Source organism: Prochlorococcus sp. MIT 1306, assembly GCF_047304515.1.
Classification (GTDB): Bacteria; Cyanobacteriota; Cyanobacteriia; order PCC-6307; family Cyanobiaceae; genus Prochlorococcus; species Prochlorococcus marinus_D.
Genome location: NZ_CP138959.1, coordinates 572,761 through 588,390, shown reverse-complemented (window position 1 = coordinate 588,390; position 15,630 = coordinate 572,761). Strand labels below are relative to the sequence as shown.

The 15,630-nt window shown below is 53.8% G+C and carries 16 protein-coding genes; 7 read left to right on the top strand and 9 right to left on the bottom strand.

From position 1 onward, the window contains the following. The first annotated feature begins 180 nt into the window (after positions 1–180). From SIB74_RS03080 to SIB74_RS03055, 6 genes are all read left to right on the top strand, one after another. Positions 181–1,281 carry a ferredoxin-NADP reductase gene (locus SIB74_RS03080; RefSeq protein WP_063396378.1) on the top strand — a complete coding sequence of 367 codons (1,101 nt, stop codon included), beginning with the start codon at positions 181–183 and terminating at the stop codon, positions 1,279–1,281. A 170-nt stretch (positions 1,282–1,451) separates the two neighbouring features. Beyond that, complete coding sequence (gene zwf / locus SIB74_RS03075) at positions 1,452–2,975, top strand: glucose-6-phosphate dehydrogenase (protein WP_063396056.1); 1,524 nt, start codon at positions 1,452–1,454, stop codon at positions 2,973–2,975. A gap of 41 nt (positions 2,976–3,016) precedes the next feature. Continuing rightward, positions 3,017–4,306 (top strand): glucose-6-phosphate dehydrogenase assembly protein OpcA, encoded by a 1,290-nt coding sequence (locus SIB74_RS03070; RefSeq protein ID WP_063396057.1) that lies wholly within the window; start codon positions 3,017–3,019, stop codon positions 4,304–4,306. 41 nt (positions 4,307–4,347) lie between these two features. Beyond that, positions 4,348–5,775 carry a cobyrinate a,c-diamide synthase gene (locus tag SIB74_RS03065; RefSeq protein WP_063396058.1) on the top strand — a complete coding sequence of 476 codons (1,428 nt, stop codon included), beginning with the start codon at positions 4,348–4,350 and terminating at the stop codon, positions 5,773–5,775. Between the two features lie 69 nt (positions 5,776–5,844). Further along, entirely contained in the window at positions 5,845–6,435 is a 591-nt protein-coding gene (locus SIB74_RS03060; protein ID WP_063396059.1) for a histidine phosphatase family protein, read from the top strand. A 79-nt stretch (positions 6,436–6,514) separates the two neighbouring features. Beyond that, entirely contained in the window at positions 6,515–7,204 is a 690-nt protein-coding gene (locus SIB74_RS03055; protein WP_011130478.1) for a GAP family protein, read from the top strand. Here the strand turns inward: SIB74_RS03055 and SIB74_RS03050 are convergent. From SIB74_RS03050 to folD, 4 genes are read right to left on the bottom strand one after another with little or no spacing between them, the layout of a single operon-like run. Next, on the bottom strand, positions 7,179–8,654 hold the full coding sequence (locus tag SIB74_RS03050; protein ID WP_063396060.1) for an ATP-dependent DNA helicase: 1,476 nt from the start codon (positions 8,652–8,654) through the stop codon (positions 7,179–7,181). The genes SIB74_RS03055 and SIB74_RS03050 overlap by 26 nt on opposite strands. Next, the gene (locus SIB74_RS03045) at positions 8,651–9,163 is read right to left on the bottom strand and encodes a divergent PAP2 family protein (RefSeq protein ID WP_063396061.1); all 513 of its coding nucleotides are present in this window, start codon (positions 9,161–9,163) and stop codon (positions 8,651–8,653) included. Before SIB74_RS03045 ends, SIB74_RS03050 begins: the two co-directional genes overlap by 4 nt. Continuing rightward, positions 9,160–10,062 (bottom strand): geranylgeranyl diphosphate synthase CrtE, encoded by a 903-nt coding sequence (crtE, locus tag SIB74_RS03040; protein ID WP_196757120.1) that lies wholly within the window; start codon positions 10,060–10,062, stop codon positions 9,160–9,162. Before crtE ends, SIB74_RS03045 begins: the two co-directional genes overlap by 4 nt. Positions 10,063–10,104: 42 nt before the next feature. Next, entirely contained in the window at positions 10,105–11,013 is a 909-nt protein-coding gene (gene folD, locus SIB74_RS03035) for a bifunctional methylenetetrahydrofolate dehydrogenase/methenyltetrahydrofolate cyclohydrolase FolD (protein WP_063396063.1), read from the bottom strand. 70 nt (positions 11,014–11,083) lie between these two features. Between folD and SIB74_RS03030 the strand changes: the two genes are divergently transcribed. Continuing rightward, positions 11,084–13,177, top strand: a complete 2,094-nt coding sequence (locus SIB74_RS03030; protein WP_063396379.1) for an HDIG domain-containing metalloprotein — start codon at positions 11,084–11,086, stop codon at positions 13,175–13,177. Positions 13,178–13,267: 90 nt separating this feature from the next. Here the strand turns inward: SIB74_RS03030 and SIB74_RS03025 are convergent, their stop codons facing one another. From SIB74_RS03025 to SIB74_RS03005, 5 genes are all read right to left on the bottom strand, one after another. Next, positions 13,268–13,891, bottom strand: coding sequence for an RluA family pseudouridine synthase (locus SIB74_RS03025; RefSeq protein ID WP_063396064.1), 624 nt, complete (start codon positions 13,889–13,891; stop codon positions 13,268–13,270). A gap of 68 nt (positions 13,892–13,959) precedes the next feature. After that, on the bottom strand, positions 13,960–14,367 hold the full coding sequence (locus tag SIB74_RS03020; protein ID WP_063396065.1) for a hypothetical protein: 408 nt from the start codon (positions 14,365–14,367) through the stop codon (positions 13,960–13,962). Positions 14,368–14,435: 68 nt separating this feature from the next. Beyond that, positions 14,436–14,612 (bottom strand): hypothetical protein, encoded by a 177-nt coding sequence (locus SIB74_RS03015; RefSeq protein ID WP_197463292.1) that lies wholly within the window; start codon positions 14,610–14,612, stop codon positions 14,436–14,438. A gap of 57 nt (positions 14,613–14,669) precedes the next feature. After that, positions 14,670–14,831 (bottom strand): hypothetical protein, encoded by a 162-nt coding sequence (locus SIB74_RS03010; RefSeq protein WP_197463293.1) that lies wholly within the window; start codon positions 14,829–14,831, stop codon positions 14,670–14,672. 35 nt (positions 14,832–14,866) lie between these two features. Beyond that, positions 14,867–15,364 carry a hypothetical protein gene (locus SIB74_RS03005; protein ID WP_063396066.1) on the bottom strand — a complete coding sequence of 166 codons (498 nt, stop codon included), beginning with the start codon at positions 15,362–15,364 and terminating at the stop codon, positions 14,867–14,869. Positions 15,365–15,630: the final 266 nt, after the last annotated feature.

Sequence of the window (15,630 nt, the reverse complement as noted above, 5' to 3'; positions counted from 1 at the left end):
GAGCTACCACAAGAAGAGGCTGCACTCAAGATGGAAAGGATACCGAAAGAATTCAATGAACGTTGAGCCAATGCCCAGAGACTGAGCTGTGCCAATCGCCAAACGTAACCCGAAAACGCCGATGAGTATGCATACCATCACACCTTCTAAGGTATTCTCGCCGTCACGCTCTTGCTCTTGATGGCTTTCAACCAAACTGAAGTAGTTCTCGGTGGAATCGCCCATATCCCTCTTGTTATTGGCGCTCTCTACGTTGTCAAAGCACTTTTCTACCGTGGCGAAGACGGGAAGTTAGCTCCTTTTAGCTTTTCTTACCGCCAAGCGGCTCAAATAAAATCATCCTCGACAACCACCTCAACCGAAAAGCCTGATACCAAAAGCCCACCCGCTCAAGAAGCGATACCTATTAACCTTTACAAGCCAAAGGCACCCTTTGAAGGGACAGTTCTAGAGAACTACAGCCTTGTCAAAGAAGGTGCTGTTGGCAGGGTCAATCACATCACTTTCAACCTGGCCGGGGGTGACCCCCATCTCAGTTATGTAGAAGGCCAGAGCATTGGCATCATTCCTGCTGGTACGGATGCCAATGGCAAGCCCCATAAGCTTCGTCTGTATTCAATTGCCAGCACCCGCCATGGCGACAACCTAGAGGGCAAAACAGTCTCGTTATGTGTTCGTCAGCTCCAATACGAGCTAGACGGCAAAACGATTGACGGTGTCTGCTCCACCTATCTCTGCGACATCAACCCTGGAGCCAAAACGAAGATCACCGGACCGGTAGGCAAAGAAATGCTTCTACCAGATGATGAAGAGGCCAACGTCATCATGTTGGCCACCGGAACCGGCATCGCTCCAATGCGTGCCTATCTTCGCCGCATGTTTGAGCCTACAGAGCGCTCCAAGAATGGCTGGAAATTCCGTGGCAAAGCCTGGCTATTCATGGGAGCTCCCTACACGGCCAACCTTCTTTATGACGATGACTTTGAGCGTTATCTCAGAGAATTTCCCGACAACTTCATCTATACCAAGGCCATCAGCCGCGAACAGCAGAATTCTAAAGGCGGCCGGATGTATATCCAAGACAGGGTGATGGAGTATTCCGATCAGATTTTCAAAATGATTGAGAACCCCAAAACCCATGTTTATATGTGCGGCCTTAAGGGCATGGAGCCTGGCATCGACGAAGCGATGACGGCAGCGGCAACCGCTAAAGGGATCGATTGGTCAGAGTTACGACCCCAGCTGAAGAAAGCTCATCGCTGGCACGTTGAGACCTATTAATCCTGCACTCTCCAGGTTTTTAACTTGACAAAAAGACCCGCCCACTTGGGCGGGTCTTTTTATGCATCCTCAAATTTTTTTGGGCATACGACGACAAAGCATGCCGGGATGGTCTGTAGCACTTTGAATTCACAGATCCTTGGTTACCCGTCAGAAGAGGTCCGTGTTCCATGAGCGCCACGATCACAAACCCTTTACGAGTTGGACTACGTCAAGAGCGGGTTATTGCACCGCAGTGCCTAGTCATCTTTGGTGCAAGTGGCGACCTGACCCACCGCAAATTGGTTCCAGCCCTTTTCGAGCTATACAAACAACGACGGCTACCGAGTGAATTCGCCCTACTTGGCTGCGCGCGACGTCCTTGGACCAACGAAATATTTCGCCAAAAAATGGCTGAAGCCCTCGGCGAGACTATCAACGAAAACCATCTTGCCTGGGATCAATTCGCCGCCGGTCTTTTTTACGAACCTGTCGATCTACAGAAGCCAGAAGACCTCATCAAACTCAGCCATCGGCTGGAAGAGATTGATCGACTCCGCGCCACCCGTAGCAATCGCACCTTCTATCTTTCGGTGTCGCCAAAGTTCTACGGCAGTGGCTGCAAAGCTCTTGCTAATGCCGGTCTTCTAAGCGATCCCAAACGCAGTCGAGTGGTCATCGAAAAACCATTCGGGCGGGATTACGCCAGTGCTCAGTCTTTAAATCAAATCGTCCAAAGCTGTGGCCAAGAGAATCAAATCTTCCGCATCGACCACTACCTCGGCAAAGAAACAGTCCAGAACATCCTTGTACTGCGATTTGCCAATACCATCTTTGAACCAATCTGGAACAGGAATTACATCTCCAGCGTTCAAATCACGGCCGCTGAAACCGTAGGTGTTGAAGAACGAGCCAACTACTACGAATCTTCAGGGGCCCTGCGAGACATGGTGCAAAACCATCTCACCCAAATGCTGGCCATCACCACGATGGAACCACCAGGGCACTTTGACCCTGAGGCAATCCGCAATGAAAAAGCCAAGGTTTTGCTAGCGGCTCGACTAGCGGATGAGTTGGAACCTTGGAACTGCTGCATCCGTGGCCAGTACGCACCTGGCGGAACCAAGGAAGCTCCGATAGCAGGCTATCGACAGGAGCCGGGTGTCGATCCCAGCAGCACCACCGAGACCTATGTAGCGATGAAACTTTTCATCGACAACTGGCGCTGGCAGGGAGTGCCCTTTTACGTTCGCACTGGCAAACGACTGGCAAAGCGTCTTAGTGAAGTGGTGCTCACCTTTCGAGAAGCACCCGTGCACCTTTTCGATGCCGCTGGGGGCAGCCCTACAGCGAACCAACTCATCCTGCGAATCCAACCGGATGAAGGTGCCGAGTGGCGCTTTGAGGTGAAGTCACCTGGTTCAGGCATGCGCAGCCGACCAGTAGAGATGGAATTCTCCTATGACGAATCCTTCGGTGAGCCATCCGATGAGGGATACGTCCGACTTTTGGCTGATGCCATGCTGAGTGACCCAACTTTATTTACCCGCAGTGATGAGGTTGAAGCAGCGTGGCGCCTTTACACCCCTCTACTGGAACTGATTGAAGACAGCCCATGGCAATTGCCCATTCATCCCTATGAATCACGTACCTGGGGGCCCGCTGCTGCCGATACCCTGCTTGCCAATGACGGATTGCTCTGGCGCCGACCCTGATCCCGCCTGGCTTATCTCATCTTGATTACTCAGCTCTAGCCATGTCCCCCCAGCTCACGCTTCAGAGCCCTCTGCAACTCCCTCCTAGTGAGGTCCCTAGCTATCTCGAGCAGCTCTGGTTAAACGATCAACCTGGCAACACAGGCGCCAAAACATTCTCCCTGCTTGTTTGGCAGCCGGCCTGGGTCGAACAGCAGCTGGTTAGAACCGGCCAGATTGATGGCCCGATCATTGGATCGCAGAGTCAAGAGCTCATCCAAGCTGCCCGCCAAGCCGTAACCGAAGGCGATCTACCCCACAGCACACCTCCTCTGGATTCAAGTGTTGCAGCAGTCCTTGCCAATCGCGAAGGCAATCAACATGGCGAGGATTTACGTGGGCAACACATTGATGCTGCCATCAGTGCCTTAGAACCTCGACGCCTGATCACACTGGCACCAACCCTCGAGAAGGGGCATGACCTCGAGACACTCGTGGCTGCCTATTGCCCACTACCAGAAGAAGGAGGAGGAAACAGTGCCTGCGGAGATGTGGTGGTGCTTCGCGGTGACCATCACGCCCTAACAGATGGGCTGGGAATCCTTCAACCTCTACTACCTGCAGAACTGCCCGCCTGGGTCTGGTGGAACGGCAGCCTGGACGAAGCCCCCGAATTGCTCGAGCGGCTGGCTGTGACCCCACGACGCCTGGTGATCGATACAGCACTAGGAGATCCCCATCGCTGCATTGAGCTGCTCAAGGCCCATGTGGAAGCAGGCCCAGCGGTGAATGATCTGAATTGGTTAAGGCTGCGCACTTGGCGAGAACACCTCGCAATGGTGTTTGACCCACCACACCGCCGCAATGCCCTTAATCATGTTGATCAGCTCGAAATCGACGTTGAGGGTCATCACCCCGTCCAGGGGCTGTTGTTAGCCGCCTGGATCGCCGATCGACTGGGATGGCAATTAAAAGCCGCCCAGAAAATAAAAGGGGAAGGCATTGCTGCCGAATTCCGCCGAACCGATGGCACCACTGTTCAGTTTCGTCTTATGCCTGTACCCATGGGTCAACCGAGCATTCATCCTGGCCAGATCGTGGGGGTCAGGTTGATCTGCAAGCCAGATGCACAACTCGAACATGCCGTTTGCGTGATTCTCTGTGCCGAATCTGGCGGCTGCATGAGACTCGAAGCAGGTGGCATGGCCAGCATGGAGCTGATTGAAGAAGTCGTCCCCATGCAGGTCGCGTCTGTAGAGATGGATGTAGCCAGACTCCTCGCTGGTGGCCATAACACCACCACCCCCCTGCTTGCCGCTGCAGCCCCCCTTGCTGCCAAGCTGCTTAGCTAAGACCCCCCTTTGGCGAAGCCCTTTTTCAGCCGCCACCCGTCATGGCCTGTGTGATTGCTGCCCCAGCCAGTGGCACTGGAAAAACCTTACTAAGCCTCACCCTCACAGCCTGGGCACGCAGCCGTGATCTAAGCCTCCAACCATTCAAGGTGGGGCCCGACTATCTCGACCCGCAACAACTAACAGTTGCTTCCGGTAGACCCTGTCGAAACCTTGACCTACTCCTCTGTGGCCCCGACTGGGTGCAAAACAGCTTTCATGGCTTTGGTGCAGCTGCCGACCTTGCGCTGGTGGAAGGCGTCATGGGCCTATTCGATGGTGTCGGCACATCGCAGCAAGGCAGTACTGCTGCCGTAGCTCGTCATCTGCAACTACCAGTCGTGCTTGTCGTGGATGCAAGCGGCCAAGCAGGCTCCCTAGCGGCCCTTGTTAAAGGCTTCCGAGACCACGATCCACAACTGACTCTGGCCGGGGTGGTGTTGAACCGGGTCAACAGCAATCGCCACAAAGAATTACTGAAAGAAGTCCTCAACACCATTGAGGTCAAAGTGCTCGGTTGCTTGCCCCGAGATCCTGAACTCAATCTTCCCAGCAGACATCTCGGCCTTGCTCCAGCCCATGAGCTTGAGCGATTGGAAGCTCGACTACAAGCCTGGAGTGCCCTCGCAGAAACTCATCTCGATCTAACGAGCTTCAAAACGTTGCTCCGCGCGCCTACCCCGGCAATAGATCCAATTCATGCCCTGCTTGGAGAAAAGAGCATCCAATCACCACAACCACTACGGCCTGTAGCAGTAGCTCAAGACGATGCATTTCACTTTCGCTATCCAGAAACCAAAGATTGCCTTGAAGCTCTTGGGATGCCAGTCCTGCCCTGGAAACCACTGGAGGATGAACCCCTACCTGCACAAGCGAAAGGTGTGATCCTTCCAGGCGGCTTCCCCGAACAATATGCGGCGAATCTTAGTCAATGTGATCGCAGCATGGCAGACCTACGAGCCTGGTATGGACGGCGCCCGATTTATGCCGAATGTGGCGGGATGCTGCTGCTTGGACAGACCCTCACTGATCTGGAAGGACAAGCCCATCCAATGACAGGCCTACTTCCTTTTCATGCCAAAAAAGGCTCCCTTCAAGTGGGTTATCGCAGCCTTGATGGCACAGAAGACAGTCTTGTTGTTCGCAAAGGTGATCGACTGATGGGCCATGAATTCCACCGCTGGGAACTCCACCCCACGAGCCCTAACGATGGCTTAAACAACCTTCTTGATCGACCACACAAGATCAACAAACCAAGATCTCTATGGCAAGTTCAAGGGTGGCGGGTGCCGCAACACAAAGAAGGATGGAGCCATCAGACATTGCATGCCAGCTGGGTACACCTCCACTGGGCGAGCTGCTCAATGATCTCCCGTCGATGGCGAGCCGCACTCGAACCGCAATCAATCCCAGCAACAAGTGATTTCTGAACAGCACAAACCCAGGAAGACATCATTTGACGATGCTCTTCAAAATTCAGCCAGCAGCAACCGTCCTGCATGACATCTCGTCAACTTTGGATCATCCGCCATGGGGCTACCGAATGGGCACTCCAAGGCCGCCATACCGGTAGCACCGACCTCCCCTTGCTACCCCAAGGGGAAGAAGAGGCGAAGGCTCTTGCTCCTGTGCTCAAAGGCGTGAGATTTGCCGCTGTGTTTTCATCTCCCCTGCAAAGAGCCATGCGCACCTGTGCGCTGGCTGAGCTTGACATGCACGCTGAAATCCTGCCGGAGCTGATCGAGTGGAACTACGGAAACTATGAAGGCATCACCACAGCAGAGATCCGTCAAACCGTTCCTGAGTGGACTGTTTGGGATCAGGGTTGTCCTGGTGGTGAGCACGCTACTGCCGTGCAAGAGCGTTGTGATCGAATTATTGAACATGCCCTCGGCATCTCAAACAAGGGTGACATCGTTCTCTTCGCCCATGGCCATATCTTGCGTGCCCTGACTGGCACCTGGCTAGGCCTCGGTGCCGCAGCCGGCCGACTGTTCAGACTCGATACCGGCAGCATTTGCATTCTTGGTTTCGAAAGAGAACAGCGCGTGATCACACGCTGGAATGCCCTCTGCAGTGGCAAGTTCTAAATCGAACAACGAAAGGTTCTTGCCCCAAGATTGACCATTGATCATGAGCGAATATTGACAAGCTCACCTGATCGCCTCAATGGCTGACACCACCCTATGGGCCGAACTATTGGCCTTCGGCACCGGCTTAGCTCTCTCGCCGATCCATTTAGGTGTTCTACTTCTCCTACTGCTAGGGCCTAAACCGATTCAGCGGGGAAGTTGGTTCGTTACTGGCTGGATCGTAACCACTCTGGTCACCGTCATCCTGCTGCTGACTGTGGGCCACAGCTTGGTGTTGGACATGACCCAAGGCTCTCATCATCGAACAGCTCTCGACCTTCTTGGCGGAGGAGCTTTGATCTCGTTGGGATTAAAGGAGCTCTTGCGTTCGTTTGCTGCAGGAGAAGAACAACCAGCCTGGACCCATACGATCGAACGATTTATCAATTTGCCGCTGCCGCTTTTGATCGCCGTTGGTGCGCTAACAGAACTCATCAGCCCAGATGACCTCTTCCTATTTGCCAAGACTTCAGCCGTCGTGCTAGCCGCAAGCCTCCCCAGCTGGCAAGAAATCGTTGGCTTGGTGTTTTTCACATTTGGCTCGAGCCTGCTGCTACTGATCCCCCTGGTCGCCGTGATCATTGGCAGAGAACGCGTGATTCCCTTGCTGCAATCTGGCAAACAACTTTTATTTGCCAAAGGTGACTTAATCGTTGGTGGGGTGAGTTTTGCTCTAGGCGCCTACCTTGGTTGGCAAGGAATCAGCGGTCTGACGATTGTGATCTGAGTTGATCCAACCAGCGACCTTGTGAGGCGGCAGCGGCTGTTTTCCCTACAAGCCACACACCTGTACGGGCACGACTAACAGCCACATAAACCAGTTGCCGTCTCAAGCTGAGATCTTGAGGCCAGAAAACATCACCAGCAACAAACACCTCCCCGAAGCTGCTCCCCTGGCTGCGATGGACGGTAAGAACCGCCGCAGGTCCCAATGATGCGAAGGCATCTCGAAGCAGAAAAAAACGCCGCCACAAAGAACGACCATCCCTTTTGCCCGCCGCTTTTGCCTCAACTCTGAGCCTTTGCAACGTGGTATCGAGCAAACGTCTGCCCTCAGAACCAACTGGCGGCTGCAAACGCAACTCCAAATCAAGCTCACCTGCTCGAACTTTGGCCGTCAGGGTGTCAACAACCGGCACAGTCCAATCGCTTTGTCCTTCTAAACCAAACTCTGCAAGGTCACAGCGTTCCGGAGTGACGTCACGGACAACCACCTCTCGGTTTGATCCGAGCACCATGTCGGGTTCCTCGCCAGTCTCGGCACCACTACGAGAAGCCGGTGCCATGACTGCTTTGCGTGCAATCAAGACCTCTCCGGGGAGTACCGGCAACTGATCGGCCATATCACCATGAATCGCCCGCCTTGCATGGGGAACCAATTGCTCCAAGCTGCGATTCGTGTAGCAAAGAATCCTTGCTGCATCAGGGTTATCCTGAATCGCCGCGGATTGCAAGGCAGCCTGAGCTCGCTTCAGCCAGTTGTTTTGATCCAGGCATCCAACCCGGCCCAGCTCATCCTCAATCAAGGGAAAGCATGGAGGGGACTGACAGGGCAAGCTGCCATCGCGAAGACGACTCGCCAATCGCAACACAGGGCCCTGATGACGCACCACCTGCTGCAATGTTGCTGTACAGGCTCTATGCATCGAGAACACAGGACTTTGGGCCTCACCGATAGGAGGCAGTTGAGCAGGATCGCCTACAAAAACGAGACGTGTCCGAAAGGGGTGGGCACACTGCAGAGCAAGACCCAGCAGGGTGCTGTCGATCATCGAAGATTCATCGATCAGAACCAGGCCCAATTGCTCTAGAGACTGGGCCGTTTGCTCTGTCGACTCACACAGCTCAAGATCACCCTGCCGCTTCAATTTCAAGCGAAGCAGCCGATGAATCGTGGAGGGGTACCAGGTGGGCCTGAGGCCTTCAAGATCTAGAGCCTGACGAAGCACACCAACAGCCTTGTGGGTTGGCGCAACAACTGTCCAACACAGTCCAGCGTCCTCAACCTGACGCAACAATCGCATCGAAAGAAACGTCTTACCACTGCCGGCGAAACCACTCAGAACAAAGGGATTGCCATGATTCGCATCATCCAACCAAGAACTGAACGCTTCGGCAGCCTGCTGCTGATCTGCGGTGAGCTCAACAGTCGCAGGATCTAAAGAAGACTGCGTCACCCCAATGTCATACCCAATAACTGGCTGAGATGGAGTGGAGAACCAACAAAAACCAATCCCGGTAAAGCCACTGCAGGGCCGATCAAACTGCCCACTAAAACTTCAAAACGAGTGTGACCAAGACTTTCTTTAAGCTGTTTTTCTGGTGGAGTGGGCCAGGTCTCCACAGGCAAAAGATTCACCCGTGCTGCGGTAAATCCCGCAGCACGTCTAATCCCACTGGCGTCATACATGACCACAAAAGCCACAGTGGCTGCCAGCGCAAATCCTGGGTGATCAAAACCCATCTCCCATCCCACACCTGCTGCTGTACCAGTTACAAGGGCCGAATGGCTCGAAGGCATACCACCTGTTTCCAGAAGCACTGCAGGTCGCCAGCGACGATAAAGAATTAACTCCACAATCAGCTTGGAAAGCTGAGCCAAGCCACAAGCGGCAAGCCCCCAAGCCAAGACAGCATTATCTAAAAGTCCAAGCCACGCTGATGGGGAAGAATCGCTGACAATCATCGATCGCGGCTGGTGATGTAATCGGCTAGTGCCAGCAAAGGTGCAGCAGAAGCTTGCCAAGGCTCTAGTGCTGCCTTGGCTTCGCTCACAAGGAGTTCTGCACGCCGGCGGGATTCCTCTAGACCCAACAATTTTGGATATGTGGTCTTATCGGCAAGCAGATCCTTGCCAGCAGTTTTGCCAAGAACATCGCTGCTCGCCGTTACATCAAGGATGTCATCAATGATCTGAAACGCCAAACCAATCCCTCTGGCATAGATGCGTAGCGCATCAATCAAATCGTCTTCTGCTCCACCAATCAACGCTCCGCAGATCACACAAGCACTCAGCAAGGCCCCGGTCTTATGGAGATGAATGAACTCCAAAGTCTCCAGATCCACCTCTTTGCCCTCACACTCCAGATCTACAACCTGCCCCCCCACTAAACCAGGAGCACCAGCAACCAGCGAAAGCTCGCCAACAACCTTCAACAGCCGCTCAGGCGCAACACCCTGGCTGCGCAAGGCAACCATCTCAAAGGAACGTGTAAGCAACGCATCACCCGCGAGGATGGCAACGGCGTCTCCATACACCTTGTGATTGGTGGGACGACCGCGGCGTAAATCGTCGTTATCCATGGCGGGGAGATCGTCATGAATCAGCGACATCGTGTGAATCATTTCCAAAGCCACTGCTGTCGGCAGAGCCTGTGCCGGTTCACCTCCAGCAAGTTCGCAAGCTGCCAGGCAAAGGATGGGGCGTAAACGCTTACCACCCGCCAAAAGGGAGTAGCGCATGGCCTCCCTGAGTTGCTCAGGGCGCTCAGGGCCAAGCGAATCATCCAAAGCCTCCTCAACGCTGGCTTTGGCCGCAGCCAAATAAGCAGGGAAGTCGAAGAAGGTGCTGACCGCCGCCGCCATGAACCTTGTCTCGTTCATGGGATTCTCTCAGGCCAACCAGTCTCAAACCAGCAAATCTCTCAGGCCGAAGGGCAAACCGCAATGCTGCTGCCATCTAGCCACGGTATTCACCAAGAGCATGGTCACGGTCATCGGACCTACACCACCAGGAACAGGGGTCAATGCACTTGCTAAAGGTTCAACTTCTTGCGTTCGTACATCTCCACACAACCTGGCCTTAACTTGCTGCCCTAGTTCAGGATCTACGGGAAGGCGATGAATGCCAACATCGACAACCACTGCTCCTGGCTTGACATGCTCTGAGCCAATCATTTGTGGCCGCCCGGCCGCTACCACCAACACATCGGCCTGCTGAGTTAACGAGGCCAGATAACCGGTATGAGAATGGGCCACGCTCACGGTGGCATTTGCAGCCTGAAGCATCAATGCCATCGGCTGCCCTACCAGGATGCTGCGCCCAATCACAACAGCCCTTTTCCGCTCCAAAGAAATCTGATGACGTGCCAACAAGGCCATCACACCGGCAGGGGTACAACTGCGCGGCCCAGGTTCACCTTTCAACAATCGGCCAAGGTTGAGGGTATGTAGACCATCGGCATCCTTCTCGGGATCAATCGCAGCAAGCAAAGGCCCTTCATCAAGGCCCTTTGGTAAAGGCAATTGCAAAAGAATTCCGTCCACTCGCTCATCGAGATTCAAAGACTGAATCGTGGCCAAAACCTTTGCAGCTGAAACCGTTTCCGGCAAATGGGTTAGATGGCTGGCCACGCCAATTCGCCCACAAGCTTTCTGCTTGTTGGCCACATACACCCCACTGGCGGGGTCGTCCCCGATACGCAACACAGCTAACCCTGGCGGCCTTCCGGCTTGCACCAAGCCAGCCGCAATTTCAGCTTGGAGACGCTGCTCCAATTCTGCGGCCAGTTGTTTGCCATCAAGCCTAAGGGCCATTCACCGATCCGATGCTTCCCCAAGCATGCACGCAGAAGAGAGCTAGCGTTTAGGACAAGTGCCAGCTTCTGTGGTCCGTCTTCCAACCTTAAACAGGCTCTGGCAGAGCTGGTTACGCAGCGAGTCGCCGCGGCGTCCGTTGCTCCGCTGGTCGATGCCCCACAAGGCTGCACTCCTGCTGAGTTGCTTTGCTGTAGCAATCATCTCAAGCTGGCCCTGGTTGTTTCAACCGAATTTGAGCCCAGGACTTCCAGCTCCATTTGAGGCGCGAGCCCCCAGGGATGCTCGCGTCGTTGACAGTGAAGCTCACGAACAAAGGCGATCTCAGCTCGTACAGAGCACCTTTGTACAAGTGATCGATCAACAAGAAACAACCCGGCTCAAAAAACGACTAGAGCGCAATCTCGCTGAGCTGGAACGTGTTGCACGCAACAGTGATGCAGGACGGATAGGGCCTGTCAATCTCAGCGCCGAAGAACAAATCTGGCTCAAGACGCGCTCCCAACAAGAACGAAAACGCTGGGATATGGCCATCCGCCGTGCCTCAGAACGCATGCTCAGTCAAGGACTGAACAATCTCGCCCTTGAGCAGCTACAAGAGGCGGCCGCAATTCAATTAGCCGATCTAGGTGAGCGGAACGGCCCTGCGAGAAGCCTTAGCAGCAAGCTACTCGCCAGCACCTATCAAGGCAGTAGCAATCTGCGCACAGATCCAGCCCTCAGCCAACGCCTCATTGAAGAGCTGATCACCAAACAAGACATCCCAATCATTGAAGTCCGCCGCGGCGATCTGATCACTAGCAAAGGAGAACCCATCAGCCCAAGGGCCTATGCCGTTTTAAATCACTTCGGTCTTATCAGTCGAGGCCCAGACTGGGGTCCTTTGCTCAGCCGATTCAGTACAGCCCTTGCCGGCTGTGGCGTGATGCTGCTGATCATGCGACGGGAACGTCCCTGCCTAGAAGCACGTCATGGCCTACTGGCAGTGGGATTGCTATTGGTCACTCAGGCCAGCAAGCTCTGGTTCGTTCCTACTGTGAGCCCCCTAGCCGTAATCGTTCCGCCGACACTCCTGCTCGCCCAAGGTCTTGGCACAACCTGTGGCCTGGCTTGGATGGCTGTAGAGAGCCTGCTATGGCCTATGCCAGTCAACGGCCTTGGCGAAGGCCGAATAATCATTGCCTGTGCAATCGCTGCAGTGGCAGCCCTATATACCGGCCGCCTACGGAGCAGAGCACAGCTGCTGCAAATGGCATTTTTGTTGCCTTTAGGAGCCCTACTGGCTGAGTGGCTGCTCCTGAGTGCCGGCGGCGGTGGGGCCTGGGGTCGATTTGCACCCAATGGCAATGAACTTCTCTCAGAAGCACTGCTAATGGGGATCTTGCTGATGCTAGCGATCCTACTGATCCCAATTTTGGAGACCTCTTTTGGCCTGCTCACCAGAGCCCGATTGATGGAACTGGCCGATCAAGAGCGTCCCCTTCTGCGCCGCCTCTCCTCAGAAGCTCCAGGGACTTTCGAACACACATTAATGATCTGCGGACTTGCAGAGGAAGGGGCCAGAGCAATCGGTGCCGATGTAGACCTGATCCGAACCGGTGCCTTGTACCACGATGTTGGCAAGCTCCACGCTCCTCAGTGGTTTATCGAGAATCAGGTCGAAGGAGAAAAAAACCCTCACGATCAACTGAACAATCCCATCGCCAGCGCAGAGGTCCTACAAGCCCATGTGGATGAGGGATTAAAACTGGCCCGTCGCTACCGCCTACCGCGCCGAGTGGCGGACTTCATCCCTGAGCATCAAGGCACCTTGAAGATGGGGTATTTCCTTCATCGCGCAAGAGAACTGGACCCCTCCGTTGCCGAAAATAACTTCCGCTACCGAGGACCGATACCTCGTTCCCGCGAGACCGGAATCTTAATGCTGGCCGACGGCTGTGAAGCATGCCTTCGATCCCTACCACCGAACACCTCTGATAGCGAGGCACACTCCACCGTAAAGAGGATTATTGAGGAGCGGCAACGGGATGGCCAACTGAATAAGAGCAGCCTCAGTCGAGCCGAAGTAGAACTCGTTGTGCGCGCTTTCGTACGCGTCTGGCGACGCATGCGCCATCGCCGTATCCCTTACCCGATACCTGCTCAAAAGGCTTTCCCCAATTAAAGGCACTTTCTAACTTGCTAGATATTCTTCTATTTCAGCAACAACCAAGAAAGACCTATCTACATTTTTGAAGTTGTACTTTTCTCTTACTTAATTTTCCTGATCAGGAAGGAATGGAGCCCTACTTCTTAGGCGAAGCCTAAGACCTGTAAAAGGATGTCGAAAGCTCAAGGCTGTCGCATGTAGATGCATCCTTTCAAAGAAAACTTTTTTGCCATAAATCGGATCACCCAAAATCGGATGTCCAACACTTGCTAAATGTGCGCGCAATTGATGGGATCGACCTGTCAAGGGCCAAAGCCATAACGTTGAGCCGTTTGCGTTGCAGCTTCTAACCCTCCATTGGGATCGGCTTTCTTTTCCTTGCGGACTCTTGCCATATAGAGGCGGATTCTTCTGCAGCCGAGCCATCGGGAAGCTGATCGTTCCAGCATTGCGATTCATCCGGCCAACCACCACTGCCAAATAAAGCTTGCGCACTCGACGCGCTGAAAAAAGCATGCTGCAACGCCGCAAGCTCTCCGCCCCTCGCGCCAACAACAACAACCCTGAGGTGTCTCGATCAAGGCGATGCACCAATCGCAGTTCAGAGTCAATAAAATGCATGCGACCAATCAGAGAATCCTGCTGATCAACACCAAGACCAGGCTGACTCAATAAGCCTGGTGGCTTCTCCACAGCCATTAGCCAGGAATCCTGAAATAAAATCCTCATTCATTAAGCCCACGCGAGCTCAATGAACAGGCAATGAAAACTGATCAGACAATCATCATCAACTGAGATCAAAGTCGACCTCCTTGACGATGAATCGGACGACACCAATAAAGCAGCGCCAGCAGATTCACAACGAACATCAGCAGCGACAAGCCACCAAGAGCCTGAGAGTCAGGCACCACCAATGCCTTATCCAAAACCAGGCGGACAATTCCGTAAGGCAACGACCCTGCTAAGGCCATGGATAAAGCAACAATGGCAACGATGACACCCCATCGCCGCTCAGCCAAAAGGCCAGCAGATGCCACGATGCCAACGATGGCAGCCGGCCAGGCGAGGCTAAAGGCGAGGCTGATATTGGTTGTTTGCAGAGCCTGATTAGTAAATGCAACCACTCCAATAATGGGGAGGGCCGCCACGTTGGCTAGCAAGCCGATCCAGGCCATCAACCAATAACCACGAACCACAACACTCATCACAAAGACTCTGACTAGTGCCAACGTAAGCAGGCCTACTAGAAGCTTCTAAAAGAAATCAGGTTGATTCAGGAATTGGACTGAGCTCGCGGATCGACAAGAACGTCACCTTGAGAAGACTTATCGGTGGCGGCGCCATTGTTTGCGGCCTCATCGCTAGAGACTTCTCCTGCACTCTCAAGCTCAGTCTCCAGAGTGGAAAACAGCAGAGCTATTGCTTCTTTACAGCCTAGAGGAGAGGCCATGACCTACTCAATCCAGCCCAAGCAAAGGCTTTCAATCTCCTGGATCAGCGGGCTTAGTTAGCAAAGAGCTTTCGTCACTTGGGCAGAACTTTGCAGACCAAGATCACCGCCATCAAACGCCAAAACCACATAACGGCGCCAATCTTCGCCCAGGTAAGTGAGCTGACTTTCGCTATCAATCGTTGGCCCTATTAGAGACGTGGTCAAATCATCTGCCATGACCACCTATAGCGCGGTGGACCACTCTCAATGAGCTAAGGCTCTAAGCGATCGGCACAGTACTGCAAAAAAAGACTTTTCACTTCCTCAAAAGGAAGGGCCTGCACAAGGCGTGCCTCAACCTCCTCACGTTGTTGACTCTGGTGATAGAGGCGAAGCTCCCTCACCACCTCCGGAGAGCTCCGTTGCACAGTTAAAAGTGCTTTGCCTAGCTGATGATCTGCCAACAAGGGACCGTCCTTACAAGCTTGCATCACATGGGCCGACTCATGGGCAAGCACTGGCCAAACCTCTGTCGGATCATCCTCAAGGTTGTTGGCACAAAGCAGCACTGCATTTCTGCCAACATGAAAAGCACCCATCAATCCTGATGGACAGTCATCTGCTACCAGAGTATTCGTACCAGCCTGCTGCAAAAGGTTTTGATAACGACCAATCTGCTCCCAGCTACTGGCATTGCAAACATCAAGCCAAGCCAAACCAGACACGGAAACCACCAAGCATCCCAACCATCGCAATAACACCACAGCCAATCGGGCAATCCTCTGTTCTTATTGGACACAGATCGGCCGCGTTAGTTGCTTCAATGCACCGAACCTCTCCGGTTTTCATTCAAGCTCCTCAGAGCAAACGCCCCCCAGGGATCCTCAAAGCAATGAGCGCTTCACCATGAGGTTGACCAAATGCGCTGAGCAGGGCCCTCATCATCCAGGGGAAGGGGCTGGAGGGTTCCCACATTCAACCAAGACGAGTCACGAGTTAGTCGTTTAAGGACTGATCGGAAAGCTTTGCCGATCAG